The organism is Cryobacterium algoritolerans (assembly GCF_004402785.1).
Lineage (GTDB): Bacteria > Actinomycetota > Actinomycetes > Actinomycetales > Microbacteriaceae > Cryobacterium > Cryobacterium algoritolerans.
In genome coordinates, this window is sequence record NZ_SOFP01000046.1 from 217,791 (window position 1) to 235,252 (window position 17,462).

Here is a 17,462-nt window from a genome sequence, read left to right on the forward strand (position 1 = left end):
CTGGCGCCCAAACCGGCGCGTAGACTCGGTCTGACCGAATCCACGCGCCGGTTTCCCTCGGCGCCTGGCCAACGTGAAAGGTGTTCTTGATGGGTCTTCTGGAGACAATTTCCGGTCCCCGTGATCTCGATGGTCTTTCGAACCAACAACTCATCGAACTGGCCGCCGAAGTGCGGGCGTTCCTGGTCAGCGAGGTCGCGAAGACCGGCGGGCACCTCGGGCCCAACCTCGGCGTCGTCGAGATGACGATCGCCATCCACCGGGTCTTCGAATCGCCGCGGGACGCCATCGTGTTCGACACTGGCCACCAGACCTACGTGCACAAGATGCTGACCGGGCGCCAGGACTTCAGCAAGCTGCGGCAGCGCGGCGGTTTGGCGGGCTACCCGCAGCGTGCGGAGTCGGTGCACGACATCGTCGAGAGCTCCCATGCCTCGAGCTCGCTGTCCTGGGCCGACGGGATCTCCCGAGCCTTCGAGATAACCGGGCAGAGCGACCGCCACGTGATCGCTGTGGTCGGTGACGGCTCCCTCACCGGGGGAATGACCTGGGAAGCCCTCAACAACATCAGCGACGACAACACCCGGCGCCTGATCATCGTCGTCAACGACAACGGCCGCTCCTATGCGCCCACCATCGGCGGCATGGCCAGGTTCCTCAACACCGTGCGCACCCGGAAAAGCTATCGGGCGGCCTACCTGACCAGCCGCCAGGCCTTCGATCACATGGGTGCTCCCGCGCGGGCCTTCTTCCGCGGTGTTCGCGGCGGGCTGCACGGCTTCCTCGCCCGCGTCACCAATAACGAGGCGCTCTACTCGAACCTCGACATCAAGTACATCGGCCCGGTCGACGGCCACGACATGGCGGCCATGCTCGAGGCCCTTCGCCAGGCCAAAGGCTACGGGGCCCCGGTGATCGTGCACACGATCACGCAGAAAGGCAAAGGCTACGACCCGGCCATGCAGGATGAGGCCGACCAGTTTCATGCCGTCGGCCAGATCGACCCGGAGACCGGTGAATCGACCGAATCGGCCGGTGCGCCGTCGTGGACCTCTGTCTTCGCCGACGAGCTCCTCCGTCTCGCCACCCTCGAGGAGCGGATCGTCGGCATCACCGCCGCGATGCTCCGCCCAACCGGACTGCACAAGATGGCCGAGCGGTTCCCCGACCGCGTCCACGACGTGGGGATCGCCGAGCAGCACGCCGTGACGAGCGCGGCCGGCCTCGCCTTCGGCGGCCTGCACCCGGTCGTCGCGCTCTACGCCACCTTCATCAACCGGGCCTTCGACCAGGTGCTGATGGATGTCGCCCTGCACAAGGCCGGTGTCACCTTCGTGCTCGACCGGGCCGGCGTGACCGGTCCGGACGGCCCGAGCCACCACGGAATCTGGGACCTGGCCATCCTCCAGGTCGTGCCTGGTATTCGTCTCGCCGCCCCCCGGGACTCGATCCGGCTGCGCGAGGAGCTCGAGGAGGCCGTCAAGGTCGACGACGGACCGACCGTGTTGCGCTTCCCCAAGGGGAGCACCGGAGTCGAATTCGACGCCATCCGCCGTCTCGACGACGGGGTGGACGTGCTCCTGGAATCCAGCCAGAACGATGTGCTCATCGTCACGGTCGGACCCATGGCCGGGATGGGTCTCGACGTCGCGCAGCGCCTCGCCGCGCAGGGAATCGGCGCCACCGTCGTCGACCCGCGCTGGGTTGTGCCGGTGCCGAAAAGCATCATCGGGCTTGCCGCCGAGCACCGGATCGTCGTCACCATCGAGGACGGCATCCGGGTCGGCGGTATCGGCACCCGGATCCGCCAGGACCTGCGCGAGGCCGGCGTGGACACGGCTGTGACCGAACTCGGCCTGCCCGACGAGTTCCTCGACCACGGCACCCGGGCGGAGATCCTCGAGCACGCGGGGCTGACCCCGCAACACATCGCCCGCGACGTCGTCGCCATGGTGCTCGGCAGCAAGATCCCGCACGCCAGGGCGTTGCCGGCCGACCACACCGACACGGGCTCGATCACGGTCAACCGCGCCCAGAAGGACTGACTGGGCCTCTGAGAGGAATTCACCCGCATGAAGCACATCACGCTCGGAACCGGAGGACTGAACGTCTCGCGCCTCGGCCTCGGCTGCATGGGAATGTCCGCCTTCTACTCCGGCGCCGGCACGGACGACTCTGAGTCGATCCGAACCATCCACCGTGCCATCGACCTCGGGGTCACCTTCTTCGACACCGCGGAGATCTACGGCCCTTACCTCAACGAGCAGCTGCTCGGCCGTGCACTGGCCGGACGACGTGACCAGGTCGTCGTTGCCACCAAGTTCGGCACCATCCTGCATCGCGGGGACGGCGGGCGCGGTCTTGACGGTAGCGCCGAAAACGTGCGACTGTCGGTGGAAGGGTCACTGACCCGACTCGGAATCGACCACATCGACCTCTACTACCAGCACCGGATGGACCAGGGAGTGCCGGTCGAGGAGACCGTCGGCGCTCTTGCCGAGCTGATCGCGGAGGGCAAGATCGGGCACTATGGTCTGTCGGAGGCGGCGCCGGAGACGATTCGCCGTGCTCACGCCGTGCACCCCGTAACCGCGCTCCAGACCGAGTACTCGCTGTGGAGCCGGGATCCGGAGCGGGAGCTCCTGCCGCTCGTGCGGGACCTCGGTATCGGCTTCGTGCCGTACGCGCCGCTCGGACGCGGCTTCCTGACCGGCAAGATCCGCTCGCTCGACCAACTCGACGAGGCCGACTTCCGGCGCAGCAACCCCCGGTTCGCCGGGGAGAACCTGGCCGCGAACATCAGGATCGTCGAACAGGTCGACGCCGTGGCGGCGGAACTGGCTGCCACCCCGGCCCAGGTCGCCCTGGCCTGGCTGCTCGCCCAGGGTGATGACATCGTGCCCATCCCGGGCACCAAGCGGGTCAGCCGGCTCGAGGAGAACGTGGCGGCGGATGCGCTCCGGTTGAGTCCAGAGCAGCTCGCCACTCTCGGTGCGATCGACGCGCCTGTCGGCGACCGATACGCGGACATGTCACCGGTCGACCGGTAGCCCCTGGAACGATTATCGCCTACGATTCAGGGGCTTCAGCCGCCGGTCGAGCATCACCCCGGTGGTCGAGCTTGTCGAGACCGGATCTCGACAAGCTCGATCAGTGCGGGGTGTGCTCGACCACCGCTGTTACTCGGTCACCCGCTACTCGGCCGCGATGGCCAGTGCCGGAACCGCTCCGACGCCGCGGATCGGCGGCGTGTGGAATGTGCCTCCGAAGACTCGCTCGCTCGCGCCCACACGGTCGAGGTACGGCGTGACCCCGCCCATTTGGAACGGGTAGCCGGCGCCGAGGATCATGCACAGGTCGATGTCCTCTGCCGCGTGCACGACGTCGTCATCCAGCATCCGGTTGATCTCGTCGGCAAGGCCATCCTCGAACCGGCGCTGCAGTTCCGCGGCAGTCATCGGGGTGGTGCCACCCGCGACGATCTTCAGGGCGCCCTTGTCATACCCCTTGATCTTGCCCTTCGCGTCGCGGTCGAGGAGCTTGCCATGTTCGGCGAGCCTGTGCAGGTTCGTGCTCTCGAAGAACCGGTCGGGGAAGGCGGCGTGATGGGTGTCCAGGACGTGTGCGCCCACCTTGAGGCCGACCAGTTCGAGCAGTTCGAACGGTGTCATCGGCAGTCCGAACGGGGCGATCGCCTCGGAGACGACATCGAACGGGGTGCCGGTGTCGACGGCGTGCATGGCCTCGCCGAGCACCTTGGCGAGAACGCGGTTGACTACGAATCCGGGGGTGTCCCGGGTGATCACCGCGTTCTTCTTCAGTTTGCCCGCGACGACCATGGCCGTTGACAGGGTGACATCGCTGGTCTGCGGGGTGTTCACCACCTCGATCAGCGGCATGACGGCGACGGGGTTGAAGAAGTGGAAGCCGACCAGCCGTTCGGGGTGGGAGAGCTTCGCACCGATCTGCTCGACCGACAGTGATGATGTGTTGGTGGCGAGGATGGCGTCGGGAGCGATGAATTTCTCGATCTCGGCGAAGACGTCCTGTTTGACGCCCAGCTCCTCGAAGACGGCCTCGATCACCCAGTCGGCGTCGGCGAACTGCGCCTTGTCCGTGGTTCCGGTGACCAGCGCGCGGAGCCGGTTGGCCTCATCGGAGGTGATCCGCTTCTTGGTCTCCAGGGCGATGATCTCGTCGTGGATGTAGGCGACGCCCTTGTCGACCCTGGCCTGGTCGAGGTCAGTGATCACGACGGGCACACGCAGCCGCCGCACGAACAAGAGGGCGAACTGGCTGGCCATCAGCCCGGCGCCGATGACGCCGACCTTCCTGATCGGGCGAGCCAGGGCCTTGTCCGGGGCGCCGGCCGGGCGCTTGGCGCGCTTCTGCACGAGGTTGAACGCGTAGATGCTCGCCTGCAGTTGATCGCCGGAGATGAGCCCGGCCAGAGCGTCGTCCTCTCGTTCGAAGCCCTCCTGCCTGGTGCCGCTCTTGGCGGCCTTGACCAGGTCGAGCGCGACATAGGGCGAGGCGGCGACGGTACCGATCCGGCTCTCCAGCATCCGCCGGGCGATGCCAACGGCCGCATCCCATTTCACGAGTCGTTCGACCTTGCCCGGGAGGTTCGGCCTGGTCACCGTCTCGGATCCCGCGATGACCCGGTCGGCCCACGCGATCGAACTCTCGAGGAAGGTCGCGGAGGCGAAGATGACGTCGGCGATGCCGAGTTCGAGGGCATCCGTCGCCTTGAGCACCCGGTTCTTGAGCGGGTTCTCGATGATCACCTTGAGCGCGTTCTCGATCCCGACCAGGTTCGGCAGGAGGTACGAGCCGCCCCAACCGGGGATCAGCCCGAGGGAGACCTCCGGCAGCGCGATCGCCGGGACGGAGGCGTCAACGGTGCGGTAGTCCGCGTTCAGGGCGATCTCGAGTCCGCCGCCGAGTGCGAGCCCGTTGATGAAGACAAAGGAGGGCACGCCCAGCTCCGACTGCTTGCCGAGAGCGTGGTGGCCGAGCTGAGCGAGCAGCTTGCCGGTGGCAAGCGACGGGATCTCGCTGACCTTGCTCAGATCGGCGCCCGCGGCGAGGAAGTACGGTTTGCCGGTGACGGCGACGCCGTGGATCTCCCCACGCGCAGCGCGCTGCTTCAGGACGTCCATGGTGGCCGAGAACTCCAGCAGCGTTACCGGGCCAAGGGTGTTCGGGCGGGTGTGATCCCTGCCGTTGTCGAGCGTGACCAGGGCGAGGGTACGGCCGTGGGAGAGCGGGACATCCCTGACGAAGGAATGGGTGACGACCTCGTCGGTCGACAGGTCGACCAGCGGGGAGAAATCGAGTGTGGAGTAGTCGCTCATCGCTTACTTGGCCTTCCGGTTGAAGTGTGGGTTCTCCCAAATTACGGTGCCGCCCTGACCGAGGCCGATGCACATGGCGGTCAGTCCGTAGCGCACCTCGGGGTGCTCGCTGAATTGGCGGGCAAGTTGGTTCATCAGGCGCACGCCCGAGGACGCGAGAGGGTGGCCGATCGCGATGGCGCCGCCGTATTCATTGACCCGCGGGTCGTCATCGTCGATGCCGAAGTGGTCGAGGAACGAGATGACCTGCACGGCGAAGGCCTCGTTGAGCTCGAAGAGCCCGATGTCGGTGATGCTGAGGCCGGCCTTGCGGAGGGCCTTCTCCGTGGACGGAACCGGTCCGAGGCCCATCACCTCAGGCTCGACCCCGGCGAAGGCGAAGCTGACCATCTTCATCTTGACGGTGAGGCCGAGTTCCTTGGCCGCCTTGCCACTGGCGAGGAGGCAGGCACTGGCGCCGTCGTTGAGTCCGGAGGCGTTGCCGGCCGTGATCCGGCCGTACGGACGGAACGGAGTCTTCAGGCCGGCCAGGCCCTCCAGGGTGGTTTCGGGGCGTGGTGCCTCGTCGCGGGTCGCGAGTCCCCAGCCGGCCTCACTGCGGATCGCAACGGGGATCAGGTCGGGCTGAATCTTGTCGGCGGTGTACGCGGCGGCGACCTTCTGCTGGCTGCGGAGCGCGAAACGGTCGGAACGTTCCTTGGTGTACGAGGGAAAGCGGTCGTGGATGCGTTCGGCCGTGGCACCCATGATGAGGGCGTCATCGCTGACCAGACGCTCGGCCAGGAAGCGGGGGTTCGGGTCGACACCGGATCCCATCGGGTGGCGTCCCATGTGCTCGACGCCGCCGGCGATGGCCAGGTCATATGCGCCGAATCCGATGGCGGAACCCATGGTGGTCACGGCGGTCATGGCGCCGGCGCACATGCGGTCGATCGCGAAACCGGGTACCGACTTCGGCAGCCCGGACAGCAGGGCAGCGGTTCGACCGAGGGTGAGACCCTGGTCGCCGGACTGAGTCGTCGCGGCGATGGCAACGTCGTCGATGCGTTCGCCGGGGACCGCAGGGTTGCGTTCAAGCAAGCCCATCATGGCCTTGACGACCAGGTCGTCTGCCCGGGTGTTCCAGTACATTCCCTTTTCACCGGCTCGCCCGAACGGGGTGCGAACCCCGTCCACGAAGACGACTTCTGTTCTATCGGCCACTTTGCCTCCATCAATCCAACGGGTGTCGGTCGATCCTAAGGTGACACCCTGGGTCAGAAGAATCCTTGGACGGTTCCTACGAATCCGCTTCCGAGGCTGCCACGATCGTTTGGTGAATGTCGACAAAGGCATCGGCGATTCGTTGTGAGGTAAGTTCAATTTGCCACTCGCGCGCTCCGAGGACGGCCAGGGCCTGCCCGACCGATTCGGCGTCGATCGGCTCCGGCGGAGTCCAGGCCATCCGGCGCACGTAATCGGGCGTAACCAGGTTCTCCAGTGGGATGAGGAACTCCGTGGAGATCTCGGCGAGCACCGCGCGCGCGGCCTTGAAACGCAGGTCGGCCTCCGGATTACGGTCGGCCCAGGCTCGGGGCGGGGGAAGAGCGTCCCCGTTTCCCCGCAGCGACGGGAGATCGGTCTGGGCCAGGCCGGTCTGGATTGCGGCCCACCATCGGTCGAGTTCGCTACGGCTCGCCCGACCGCTGAAATCCCGGAGGTCGGCGAGACCCTGGCGGGTGGTCGGAAGGGCGCGAGCCGCCGCGATGAGCGACGCGTCCGGCACGAGACGTCCCGGTGAGACGTCGATGTCCTGCGCAAGTCTGTCCCGGGCGAGCCAGAGTTCACGAGCGACGGCCAGGTTGCGCTGGGTGCGGAGGGAATGCACGCCGGACAGTCGCCGCCACGGCTCGGCCAGCGGGGGTTTGGTCTCCCGCGTCAGTACCGCCGCGAACTCCTGCTCGGCGATGACGCTCTTCTGGTCTGCCGCGAGCATTTCGACCATCTGATCGCGAAGGTTCGGGAGCAGCTCAACGTCGAGCGCGCCGTAGACGAGCCACGCCTCCGGCAGCGGGCGGGTCGACCAGTTCGCGGCTGAGTGCTCCTTGGCCAGGTGGATGCCGAGCAGCTCTTCGACGACCGTGCCGAGGCCGACCCGGGGCATGCCTAACAGGCGTGCGGCGAGTTCGGTGTCAAAGATCCGCGCTGGGTCGAGGCCGACCTCGCGCAGGCAGGCGAGGTCCTGGCTGGCGGCGTGGAAGATCCACTCCTCGTCGACGAGGGCGTCGTTCAGTTCGCGGAAATCGCCGATCGCCGGCGGATCGAACAGGAAGGTACCGGCGCCCCGACGGTAGATCTGGATCAGGTACGCGCGCTGCGAGTAGGTGAAGCCGGAGGCACGCTCCGCGTCGACCCCGATCGGGCCAGTGCCGCCGACAATAGCCGCGGTCGCCGTCAAGTAGGCGTCCCGCGTGTCGATCACGTGGTGATCAACCACGTCCGGTTCGGCGTGTGGACAACATGCTGACTCCTTCGCCAGTGGGTGGAAGACCTGCGAGCATGCAGAGCAGTTCACCCCATCCTTCGACATGGGCGGTGAGATTGTGGTCCTGCGGCGTCCACGAGGCTCTCAGCTCTATCTGTGCTCCGTCGCCCTGCTTGGCAAGTTCGCCGAAGCCTGACGAGATGATCTTAGTCGCAGTCCCTGATGCCGCGGTGTATCGGGCACCGTGGGCGTCGAGCGCGTCGACCAGCCAGGCCCAGGCAACCTCGGCGAGGAACGGGTCGAGGCCGATGTCCGTTTCCAGTGGAGCCTGCGCGAAACAGACCACGCGGAAGGCGCCCCCCCACGCTTCTGGCTCATCGGGGTCGTAGAGCAGGATGAACCGGCCCGTTCCGAGGTCGGAGTTCCCGCCGTGACGACTCGGCGTCACGTCGGCGGCGAGCGCCACGGCGTAGGGCGCAAGATTGCCCGGCGCCGAGATCTCGTTGACCACCAGTTCGACCCGGGACCGGGCGCGCCGAACCGCCTCGAGGGCTGCGGCGAACTCCGGCGGGAGTGGTTCCTGTGTTTCGGGCACGAGTGCAGACTAGAGTTTTTTCAGGGTGCTTTACGACAGGCACGCCGAGCGGGTGGAGGCGACGCGTGAGCAGAGGGTGTGACTGGGTCGGGCGTCTGGTGCGGATTGCGGCGTTGGCCGGGATAATCGGTGGGGCCGCTCTGGCCAGTGGCGCCCTGGCGGCGAGTGTTCTCTCCGGTGTCATGGCCCGTCGGATCGTCACGCCGTCGGTGAAGCGCGCCGATGACGTGCGGGTCGAGGCCGTTGATCTCGCGGCCGGAACGATCACGTTGCAGTCCACTGCCGACTCCGTGCTCCAGGGCGACTACAGCTTCTGGTTCTCCGGTGACAGCGGGCATGCGCACGTGGGGGAGGTTCTCCGCAGCACGCCCGCGGCGGTGACCCGGCGCATCCTGCGAGTCGACTACGGCGACCTGGCGGAGGCGCGGCGCGGCCGCCTCGGCGGATATTCCTTCCTGGGTCCCTGGGACCTCTCGGTCGACTTCGAGGACGTGCTCATTCCGACTCCGGCCGGGGATGCCCCGGCCTGGCTGATTTCGTCGACGGTCCCGGGCGGGCGGTGGGTCATCCAAGTGCACGGCCGCGGCGTGCGGCGGCAGGAGACGCTGCGGGCGGTGCCGGTTTTCAGGGACGCCGGGTACACCTCCCTTCTCATTTCGTACCGGAACGACGGCGAAGCGCCCGTGAGCGCCGACGGGCGCTACGGTCTCGGCGACACCGAGTGGCAGGACGTCGAGGCGGCCATTGCGTTCGCCGCGGGCCACGGGGCCACCGAGATCGTGCTGATGGGCTGGTCGATGGGCGGTGCCATTGTGCTGCAGGCGGCCACCCGGTCCCGGTTGCGGGAACTCGTCGTGGGTGTCGTGCTCGACTCGCCCGTGATCGACTGGGCCGATGTCGTCGCCTTCCAGGGTGACAGCCTGGGGTTGCCGGGGATGGTGTCCAGTGGCGCGATGCAGGTGCTGGGCCGGCGCTGGGGCGGGCTGATCACCGGACAGAGGGCCCCGATCGACTTCCGCCGGCTGGACTTCGTGTCGCGGGCGGCCGAACTTGACCGGCCGGTCCTGCTGATGCACAGCGATGACGACGGTTACGTGCCGGCGACCGGTTCGCGGGCCCTTGCCGTGCGTCGACCCGACATCGTCACCTTCCTGCCGTTCACTGTCGCCCGCCACACCAAGCTGTGGAACTACGACCGGGAGAGCTGGAACCAGGCGATCATGAACTGGCTGGCGGCACTCCCGACACGGTGACTCGGGCTCGGGCTTTGGCTCCTGCGAGCAGCCGCGTGGTCAGGCACCGGTCTCGCGGAGCCGTCGTTTCGTGCGGGCGAGCATCGCCGTCATCCCGCGGATGCGCAGCGGCGACACGGCCTTCGTCAGGCCGATCGACTGCGGGTAGTCGTCAGGAACGGCGAGTACCTCCTCGGTGCTGAGGCCGTCGAGACCCTGAGCGAGGATGGACGCGAAGCCCCTGGTGGTCGGTGATTCCCTGGGCGCAGTCGCGTAGAGGTGCACCGATCTGCGGGCGTCGTCATCCACCTCGACGAACATGAACACGGGGGACTGGCACTCGACGACCCGTTCGAGAAGGTCGGGATGCTCGTCGTATCTCGCGGGGAGCGCCGGGAGCTCATTGGCGAACTCGAGCAGGAGCAGCAGGCGGTCGGGTTGCTCGAGGGCGAGGAAGTCACCCTGGATCTCGGCCAGTTTCGCGGGCAGTTCGGTGTAAGTCATCGAGCATATTCTGCCACGCGCCGCAGAGAGGCGGCGCGTGGCCGGCGAGCCGGGAACACTCGGCGGGAGGATCAGTGGGGGGACGGGGCGGCACCAGGGTCGGTGCCGAGCGCGATCGGCACGTGCACCGCGTTGCCCCATTCGGTCCAGGAACCGTCGTAGTTGCGGACGCCCTCGAAGCCGAGCAGGTGAGTGAGCACGAACCAGGTATGGCTGGAGCGCTCCCCGATCCGGCAGTAGGCGATCACCTTGTCGCCGTCGGTGAGACCGGCCTCGCCGCGGTAGATGGTGTCGAGTTCGGCCCGGGTGCGGAAGGTCGCATCCGGTGCGGCGGCGCGGGCCCACGGCACGGACGCGGCCGACGGGATGTGGCCGCCGCGGAGGGCGCCCTCCTCCGGGTATGCCGGCATGTGTGTACGCTCCCCGCTGTACTCCTCGGGGGACCTCACGTCGATCAGCGGATTGCCGAAGTGGGCGAGCACATCGTCCTTGAACGCGCGGATGGGCGCGTCATTGCGGGGGACGACCGGGTAGTCGACCGGTGTCACCCGGCTGGCGACGGTTGTGGTCTCGCGCCCCTCGGCGATCCACTTGTCCCGGCCTCCGTCGAGCAGGCGCACATCGGTGTGGCCGAAGAGGGTGAACACCCACAGGGCATACGCGGCCCACCAGTTGTTCTTGTCGCCGTAGATGACCACCGTCGTGTCCCGCGCGATCCCCTTGGAACCGAGCACTGCCGCAAAGGCGGTGCCGTCGACGAAGTCACGTTCCACCGGGTCGTTGAGGTCGGTGTGCCAGTCGATCTTGACGGCGGCGGGGATGTGCCCGGTCTCGTAGAGCAGCACATCCTCATCGGATTCCACGACGACGAGGCCGGGCTCGCCGAGGTGAACCTGCAGCCAGTCGGTGGACACAAGCCGCTCGGGGTGGGCGTAGGCGGCGAACTTGGGGGCCGGATCGAGTGCGACGGACATGGGGATAACCTCCGGGGAGCGTCGGAACGACACGGGATTGATTTGGCTGCGGTTTAGGCTGGTCAGCGTCCGCTCTTCGAATCTACGCGGTGTGGGCGGCGAACGCATCCGGTCGGTCACACGATGACCCGGAGGCGTGTTCCCACCAATCGACACAGAAACACGGGTGTTCCACCATGGCTCCAGAGGCGCCTCGCCGTCAGCCTCGGCTGATCGATCGTTCCCCCAGTATCACCGGAGCCGAAATCGTCGCCGAGTTGACGCCGCCACCCCAGTTCGAGCACGCCTCCTTCGATTCCTACCGGCCGGACCTGAACTTCCCGTCGCAACTCGAGGCCGTCGAGCGGTTGAACGCCTTCGCCGGCGCATGGCTGCCCCAGCGCCCCAGCGGTTTCTTCTCCCGCACCCGCAAGCCCAAACCAGAGCTTCCCGGGATCTACCTGGACGGCGGCTTCGGAGTGGGCAAGACCCACCTCCTCGCCGCGCTCTGGCATGCCGCCCCCGGCCCCAAATACTTCGGCACCTTCATCGAGTACACGGCGCTGGTCGGCGCCCTCGGCTACGCGGCCACGGTCAAGCAGCTCTCCGGCGCCCGTCTCATCTGCATCGACGAATTCGAGCTCGACGACCCGGGCGACACAATGCTGATGACCCGGCTGCTCGCGGAACTCGTCGCCTCGGGAACCCGCGTCGCCGCAACCTCGAACACCCCGCCGAACTCCCTGGGCGAGGGCCGTTTCGCGGCGATCGACTTCCTGCGGGAAATCCAGGCGATGTCGGCGAACTTCGAAATCGTGCGGATCGACGGCCTCGACTACCGCCGGCGTGACATCGAGGGCCACGCGATCGCCGTGTCGGAAGATGTGCTCGAGCACCTCGTCCGTGCCCTCCCGGGGCGGGGATCGATCGTCACCCTCGACGATTTCGGCGCCCTGATCCGACATCTCAGCACGGTGCATCCGTCGAAGTACATCAAGATCATCAACGGCATCGACGTGATCGCACTCACCGACGCCTACCTGCTGACCGACCAGACGGATGCTCTGCGCCTGGTGGCCTTCATCGACCGGGTCTACGACGCCGAGATCCCGATCATCGCCAGCGGCCAACCGCTCAACGAGGTTTTCGACGACGAGATGCTGTCCGGCGGGTACCGCAAGAAGTACCAGCGCTCCCAGTCGCGCCTGGTGGCGCTGACCACGGGAGAGCTCCCGCCGCACGACTGATTGGCGCCCCGGCCTGGCGCCCCGGCCTGGCGGCCGGGCCGGAACCGTGTCGGAAACGCGATGTTAACACGTTCGCCGACCGCGTAACGCGGCCGAAACATCCGCGCGCATTCGCCGAAACGTGGCAGTTCCAAACTAACTCTTGTACCCGCCGAGACACGATCAATTGCTCACCCTGTGCACGTCGACGGCAATCCTGAGTTAGAGAGAGGTAACCATGCCCATGGTTGAACTGTCAGTCCTGTTGAACGCCACGACGGATAAACTATCCCTTAACCTCAATTCGCTGTGGCTGCTCGTCGCGGCGGCCCTGGTGCTCCTGATGACGCCCGGCGTCGCGTTCTTCTACGGCGGCATGGTCAAGGCGAAGAGCGTTATCAGCATGATGATGATGAGCTTCGGCGCCATGGGTGTCGTGGGCGTGCTCTGGGTTCTCTACGGGTACGGCATGGCGTTCGGGCCGGCGCTCATCCCCGGCTTCCTGGGCAACCCGTCATCGTTGCTCGGCCTGAGCGGGCTGCTCGGCGCAGGCAAGGACGGCGCACTGGCGCCGGACCTGAACGGTCTCGCCTTCGCGGGTTTCCAGGCGACCTTCGCCATCATCACCGTCGCCCTGATTTCCGGCGCGATCGCCGACCGGGCGAAGTTCGGCGCATGGTTGATCTTCGCCGCCGTGTGGTCGACGCTGGTCTACTTCCCCGTCGCCTACTGGGTCTTCAACCTCGCCGACGGCTGGGCTCCCGCCGCACTCGGGGTCAATGACTTCGCCGGGGGCACCGCGGTGCACATCAACGCCGGTGCCGCCGGGCTGGCTCTCGCGCTGGTCCTGGGCAAGCGCGTCGGCTTCAAGAAAGGCATCTCGAAGCCGCACAACGTTCCCCTGACGCTGCTGGGTGCCGCTCTTCTCTGGTTCGGTTGGTTCGGCTTCAACGCTGGTTCAGAAGCCGCCGTCGACGGCATCGCCGCCCTCGCCTGGGTGAACACGCTCGCCGCTCCCGCCGCCGGCATCCTCGGCTGGCTGATCGTCGAGAAGATCAAGGACGGCAAGCCCACGTCGATCGGTGCCGCGTCCGGTGCCGTCGCCGGCCTGGTCGCCGTCACCCCGGCCTGTAACATCCTCACCCCCGGCTGGGCGATCGTGCTCGGCGTGCTCGTCGGCGCGGTCTGCGCGGTCGCCATCGACCTCAAGTTCAAGTGGGGCTTCGATGACTCGCTCGATGTGGTGGGCATCCACCTCATCGGCGGCATGATCGGCACACTGTTCATCGGCATCTTCGGTTCGGGCATCGGTCTCCTCGACACGGGCAGCCTGGCGCAGCTGGGAGTGCAGGCGATGGCCGCCTTCGGAATCGCGATCTTCTCGTTCGTGATGGCGTACGCAATCGGCTGGGTCATCCAGAAGACGATCGGCTTCCGGATCAACAACGAAGACGAGGTGGCCGGAGTCGACACCATCGTGCACGGCGAAGAGGGTTACGCTCTGGACACGGTCTGATCCTCGGGCCCCTCGGGCAGTGGTGGGACGGAGTCCGGTTTCAACCGGGCGCCGCCCCACTCTGTGCAGCAGCCCTGCGATAGTCCCGCCCACAGCCGTTGTACAGCCCCTTGCCGAGAGATCATTCCTGCGGGAAGCTCAACGTGCTGGCGATGCACCCGAACATCGCGAGATTCCCCGAGCCGGTTTCTTTATTGAGACCGGGTCGGGGATTTTTTTTGCCTGCCGGGTCCATGCCGGGCCCGTGGAGGCCGCCCTCCCGATAGCGTGGCCTGGACAGGACACGGATGCACGCCGTGCGGGGGTCCTGTCGCCGGCCGATGGCCGGTGATCAGCGCTGCCGCTGCCAGGGCGGAAAACGAAAGGATCCAATGTTAGATTTCCTGCTCAGTCCCATTCCCGGGTTCATCGTGCTGGCGGTCATCGCCTTCCTGATCGTGTTGCTCTATGCCCGGTCGATCTACAAGAACGCCGGCCCTGACGAGGCGCTCATCATCACCGGCAAGAAATCGAAGAAGACCATCGTCGACGGCGCCACCCTCGAGCAGTCCGGGCAGCGGGTCGTGCACGGCCAGGGAGTGTTCATCACCCCGTTCTTCCAGAAGGCCTTCAAGATCAGCCTGCGCAGCCGGGCCATCGAAATCACGGCCATCGCGCAGGACAAGATGGGTATCACCCTGACGGTCGAAGCGGTCGCCATCGTGAAGGTGGGCGACGACCCGGATGCCATCCGAGCCGCCGCCCAGCGCTTCCTCGGCCAGGACAAGAACATCGACAACTTCGCACTCGAGGTGCTGTCCGGTTCCCTGCGATCCTCGATCGGTGCGACCGACGTGATGACGATCATCCAGAAGCGCGACGAGCTCGGCGCCTCAGTGCTCGCCACCGCCCGCGAATCGCTGGCCAACCAGGGCCTGGACGTCGACTCGTTCGAAATCAAGGGCATCAGCGACGCCAACGACTACATCAAGGACATGGGTCGAGCCGAGCAGGCCAAGGTGCGCCGCCAGGCCGAGGTCGCCGAACACCAGGCCAACCGGGAGGCCCAGGAGGCGGCGATCGCCGCCGAACAAGCCATCGCCGTCGCCCAGAACACCCTCGCCCTGCGCCGCGCAGCCCTGCAGCTCGACACCGACAAGGCGGCCGCCGAGGCTGCCGGTGCCAGGCCGCTTGCCGAGGCGAAGACCCAGCAGGCGATCGTGCAGGAGCAGGAGCTCACGGCCCAACGCCGCGCGAGCCTGCGCAAGGCCGAGCTGGAATCCGAGGTGAATGCCGTCGCGGACGCCGAGGCATACCGTATCCGGGTCACCGCGGCGGCTGCCGCCGATGCAGCGGTGACCGCGGCGAACGCAGACCGGGACAGCCGCAAGGCGAATGCCGAAGCGATCCGTGCCGAGGGCCAGGCCAACGCCGACGCCATCCTCGCCCGCGGCGCTGCCGAGGCCGAGTCGACCCGGCTCAGCGCGGAGGCCCTCGCCCAGCAGTCGGAGGCGCTCATCCAACTGCGAATGGTGGAAATGCTGCCCCAGATCGCCCACGAACTCGCGGCGCCGATGAGCAACATCGACAACCTGACCGTCATCTCGACCGACGGCGCGAGCCAGCTCAGTAAGAGCGTGGCCGCGGGCTTCACCGAGGTGGATGCCGTGCTCTCCTCCACGATGGGGGTCGGTATCCGTGATCTGCTCGGCAGCCTCGTCGGCGGGGCGGTCGCCGGGCAGGGGTTCGCGAGGGCAGCGTCGCCGGTTGAACCGGCGGGGGAGCCGGCAGCCGTTGCCGCGTCCGATGCGTCGCCCATGTCGCAGCCGGAGGCGGCCGAGGTCTACGCCGAATAGCGGCGGCGCACCACGGGTGCGCGGTCGACGAGCCGGGTGCCGTAACGTGAACCATCGGCATCGGCATCGGCATCGGCATCGGCATCGGCAATACAGACAGGAAGGTCCACTATGACGGGTGCAGGGACGCAACCGATTTCGTCCATTGCGCCGCTGCTGGCAGGTCGTGCATCGGCCAGCCAGCGGTGGTCGCACCTGGTCTTCCTGCACTGGCGGGTGGAGGCGGCGCAGGTGGCCCCTCTCCTGCCTGCCGGGCTCGTTCCGGATGAGTTCGACGGCAGCAGCTGGGTGGGTCTGATTCCGTTCGTGCTCGACCGGGCGACGGTCTGGGGAAGCCCGCCGGTGCCATACTTCGGCAGTTTCGTCGAAGTCAACGTCCGCCTGTACGCCGTCGATGCCGCCGGCCATCGAGGAGTGGTCTTCGTGTCGCTGGAGGCCTCGAGGCTCGCCGCGGTGATTGCCGCCCGGACCCTTTTCCGGATTCCGTACCGCTGGTCCCGCACCAGGCTCGCCAGGTCGGCGGGGGAGTTCAGCTACACCTCCCGCAGGCACCTGGCTGTTTCCGCCCGGACTGACATCGTGGCGCGCCGCACGGACCAGCCTGTCGTCGACGATGCCCTGGCCGACTTCCTCACCGCGCGATGGGCACTTTTCACCACGGTGCGCGGTCGAACGGTGCACCTGCGCAACCACCATGAGCCGTGGCCATTGTTCCGCGCAGAGCTGGTGCGGCTCGACGACACTCTCCTGGCCGCGGCCGGGTTCCCCGATGTCGCCGACCGGCAGCCCGATTCCGTGCTCTACTCGCCGGGGGTGACCACTCGGTTCGGACGAGCCGGTTGAGGCGTTGGGCACCCGCAATACCTGCCGGAGCCGAGACGCTGACGGGTACCGTCGGGGCGAGGACCCCGTGATCAAGGCGGCGACCCCGATCGGCGTTTTCTCGGTGCTCCGGTCCGTGATCGGATTCCCGCGCTGCGTGTTCGTGCTGCCGGCACTGGCGAACAGCCTTGTTGCCGGGGACGCCTCCACCCGAGCGCCCCGGCCTGGTGGGTGGGCGCTCTCAGAAACATTCTGTCTGGTGTGCTGGGACAAGCGTCCGTGAGGCTGCGAGCTCAGCAGGCGCTGATCGGCCTTGTATCTCAGATCCGGGTGAGCTACGCCGAGAAGGTGGCGCCCCTGCTGGTGCATCCGGCCCTGGATGACCGGTCAGGTTTATCAGCATGTACTGGGGCATCGTCACGATCAACGCGCTCATCGCCATCGCCGGTGCCAACATCGCGATGATTCTGTTCGGCTGGCTGCAGGAAAAGATGAACCTCCTGCACGAACCTCCACCACCCCGTGGGTTGCAATGGTCATCAATGTTTCGCTGCTCAGAGACGAAAACCTACCCGCAGCGCTGTATGTGATCCTGATCGTTCAGGGAGTCTTCTTCTTCTTCTTCTTCTTTTCTTCTTCTTCTTCTTCTTCTTCTTCTTCTTCTTCTTGTGCTGCTGCTTCGCCCTCAACCAGTGGCTTCAGTATCGGCAGGTTGGCCCGTGGCGCAACTACGCATTCGGTGAAAAGACGTATCTGGTGCTCAGCCTCGCGGCAAAGTCACTCTTGGCGTGGCAGATCTTCGCGGCGTCGCTCGTTGCGTGACCAGAACGTTCTCCTGCGAAACGTGGGTCACGTAGCGGCGCGAGAGGGACATCAGATCGCCGAGCACTCGCCATGGCCCTGCAGTTCGAGTGTTGGCAAACTTCCTGCACTTCTCTCGGCCAGCACCGGAGCAGTT

16 protein-coding genes are annotated in these 17,462 nt (G+C 66.7%); 9 read left to right on the forward strand and 7 right to left on the reverse strand.

From position 1 onward, the window contains the following. The first annotated feature begins 89 nt into the window (after positions 1-89). The gene (gene dxs / locus E3O19_RS09515; RefSeq protein WP_134567078.1) at positions 90-2,045 is read left to right on the forward strand and encodes a 1-deoxy-D-xylulose-5-phosphate synthase; all 1,956 of its coding nucleotides are present in this window, start codon (positions 90-92) and stop codon (positions 2,043-2,045) included. 27 nt (positions 2,046-2,072) lie between these two features. Then, complete coding sequence (locus tag E3O19_RS09520; RefSeq protein ID WP_134567079.1) at positions 2,073-3,050, forward strand: aldo/keto reductase; 978 nt, start codon at positions 2,073-2,075, stop codon at positions 3,048-3,050. Between the two features lie 144 nt (positions 3,051-3,194). Here E3O19_RS09520 and E3O19_RS09525 read toward each other — a convergent pair whose 3' ends face one another. The 4 genes from E3O19_RS09525 to E3O19_RS09540 all read right to left on the reverse strand — a co-directional run bounded on the left by E3O19_RS09525 (position 3,195) and on the right by E3O19_RS09540 (position 8,416). Further along, a complete protein-coding gene (locus E3O19_RS09525) occupies positions 3,195-5,357 on the reverse strand; it encodes a 3-hydroxyacyl-CoA dehydrogenase NAD-binding domain-containing protein (protein ID WP_134567080.1) in 2,163 nt (720 codons plus the stop codon). Between the two features lie 3 nt (positions 5,358-5,360). Next, positions 5,361-6,560: a thiolase family protein gene (locus tag E3O19_RS09530; protein ID WP_134567081.1), complete on the reverse strand. Its 1,200-nt coding sequence runs from the start codon at positions 6,558-6,560 to the stop codon at positions 5,361-5,363. 76 nt (positions 6,561-6,636) lie between these two features. Continuing rightward, entirely contained in the window at positions 6,637-7,833 is a 1,197-nt protein-coding gene (locus tag E3O19_RS09535) for an HRDC domain-containing protein (RefSeq protein ID WP_420898600.1), read from the reverse strand. Continuing rightward, a complete protein-coding gene (locus E3O19_RS09540; RefSeq protein WP_134567083.1) occupies positions 7,826-8,416 on the reverse strand; it encodes a DUF3000 domain-containing protein in 591 nt (196 codons plus the stop codon). The genes E3O19_RS09535 and E3O19_RS09540 overlap by 8 nt, the downstream gene beginning before the upstream one ends. A 65-nt stretch (positions 8,417-8,481) precedes the next feature. Here E3O19_RS09540 and E3O19_RS09545 point away from each other — a divergent pair, with 65 nt between their 5' ends. After that, positions 8,482-9,669, forward strand: coding sequence for an alpha/beta hydrolase family protein (locus E3O19_RS09545; protein WP_134567084.1), 1,188 nt, complete (start codon positions 8,482-8,484; stop codon positions 9,667-9,669). A gap of 39 nt (positions 9,670-9,708) precedes the next feature. Here E3O19_RS09545 and E3O19_RS09550 read toward each other — a convergent pair whose 3' ends face one another. After that, complete coding sequence (locus E3O19_RS09550) at positions 9,709-10,152, reverse strand: SufE family protein (protein WP_134567085.1); 444 nt, start codon at positions 10,150-10,152, stop codon at positions 9,709-9,711. A 71-nt stretch (positions 10,153-10,223) separates the two neighbouring features. Continuing rightward, entirely contained in the window at positions 10,224-11,126 is a 903-nt protein-coding gene (locus E3O19_RS09555; RefSeq protein ID WP_134567086.1) for a sulfurtransferase, read from the reverse strand. A 176-nt stretch (positions 11,127-11,302) separates the two neighbouring features. Here E3O19_RS09555 and zapE point away from each other — a divergent pair, with 176 nt between their 5' ends. The 3 genes from zapE (at position 11,303) to E3O19_RS09570 (ending at position 15,682) form a co-directional block, all read left to right on the forward strand. Next, the gene (gene zapE / locus E3O19_RS09560) at positions 11,303-12,352 is read left to right on the forward strand and encodes a cell division protein ZapE (protein WP_134567087.1); all 1,050 of its coding nucleotides are present in this window, start codon (positions 11,303-11,305) and stop codon (positions 12,350-12,352) included. 223 nt (positions 12,353-12,575) lie between these two features. Further along, entirely contained in the window at positions 12,576-13,847 is a 1,272-nt protein-coding gene (locus E3O19_RS09565; RefSeq protein WP_134567088.1) for an ammonium transporter, read from the forward strand. A gap of 371 nt (positions 13,848-14,218) precedes the next feature. Beyond that, the gene (locus E3O19_RS09570; RefSeq protein WP_166804531.1) at positions 14,219-15,682 is read left to right on the forward strand and encodes a flotillin family protein; all 1,464 of its coding nucleotides are present in this window, start codon (positions 14,219-14,221) and stop codon (positions 15,680-15,682) included. Here E3O19_RS09570 and E3O19_RS17810 read toward each other — a convergent pair. Continuing rightward, complete coding sequence (locus tag E3O19_RS17810; RefSeq protein WP_166804522.1) at positions 15,670-15,828, reverse strand: hypothetical protein; 159 nt, start codon at positions 15,826-15,828, stop codon at positions 15,670-15,672. The two genes, E3O19_RS09570 and E3O19_RS17810, sit on opposite strands and share 13 nt — an antisense overlap. Here E3O19_RS17810 and E3O19_RS09575 point away from each other — a divergent pair. The 3 genes from E3O19_RS09575 to E3O19_RS18330 all read left to right on the forward strand — a co-directional run bounded on the left by E3O19_RS09575 (position 15,794) and on the right by E3O19_RS18330 (position 17,326). Then, positions 15,794-16,525 carry a YqjF family protein gene (locus tag E3O19_RS09575; RefSeq protein WP_134567090.1) on the forward strand — a complete coding sequence of 244 codons (732 nt, stop codon included), beginning with the start codon at positions 15,794-15,796 and terminating at the stop codon, positions 16,523-16,525. The genes E3O19_RS17810 and E3O19_RS09575 overlap by 35 nt on opposite strands. 380 nt (positions 16,526-16,905) lie before the next feature. Further along, positions 16,906-17,094: a hypothetical protein gene (locus E3O19_RS18580; protein WP_134567091.1), complete on the forward strand. Its 189-nt coding sequence runs from the start codon at positions 16,906-16,908 to the stop codon at positions 17,092-17,094. Further along, entirely contained in the window at positions 17,027-17,326 is a 300-nt protein-coding gene (locus E3O19_RS18330) for a hypothetical protein (RefSeq protein WP_277613021.1), read from the forward strand. The genes E3O19_RS18580 and E3O19_RS18330 overlap by 68 nt, the downstream gene beginning before the upstream one ends. The last annotated feature ends 136 nt before the right edge of the window (positions 17,327-17,462 follow it).

Coding starts and splice junctions, on each gene's coding strand:
- dxs (WP_134567078.1), top strand. CDS start 90: ATGGGTCTTCTGGAGACAATTTCCGGTCCCCGTGATCTCGATGGTCTT.
- E3O19_RS09520 (WP_134567079.1), top strand. CDS start 2,073: ATGAAGCACATCACGCTCGGAACCGGAGGACTGAACGTCTCGCGCCTC.
- E3O19_RS09525 (WP_134567080.1), bottom strand. CDS start 5,357: ATGAGCGACTACTCCACACTCGATTTCTCCCCGCTGGTCGACCTGTCG.
- E3O19_RS09550 (WP_134567085.1), bottom strand. CDS start 10,152: ATGACTTACACCGAACTGCCCGCGAAACTGGCCGAGATCCAGGGTGAC.
- E3O19_RS09555 (WP_134567086.1), bottom strand. CDS start 11,126: ATGTCCGTCGCACTCGATCCGGCCCCCAAGTTCGCCGCCTACGCCCAC.
- zapE (WP_134567087.1), top strand. CDS start 11,303: ATGGCTCCAGAGGCGCCTCGCCGTCAGCCTCGGCTGATCGATCGTTCC.
- E3O19_RS09565 (WP_134567088.1), top strand. CDS start 12,576: ATGGTTGAACTGTCAGTCCTGTTGAACGCCACGACGGATAAACTATCC.
- E3O19_RS09570 (WP_166804531.1), top strand. CDS start 14,219: ATGTTAGATTTCCTGCTCAGTCCCATTCCCGGGTTCATCGTGCTGGCG.
- E3O19_RS09575 (WP_134567090.1), top strand. CDS start 15,794: ATGACGGGTGCAGGGACGCAACCGATTTCGTCCATTGCGCCGCTGCTG.
- E3O19_RS17810 (WP_166804522.1), bottom strand. CDS start 15,828: ATGGACGAAATCGGTTGCGTCCCTGCACCCGTCATAGTGGACCTTCCT.
- E3O19_RS18580 (WP_134567091.1), top strand. CDS start 16,906: ATGTACTGGGGCATCGTCACGATCAACGCGCTCATCGCCATCGCCGGT.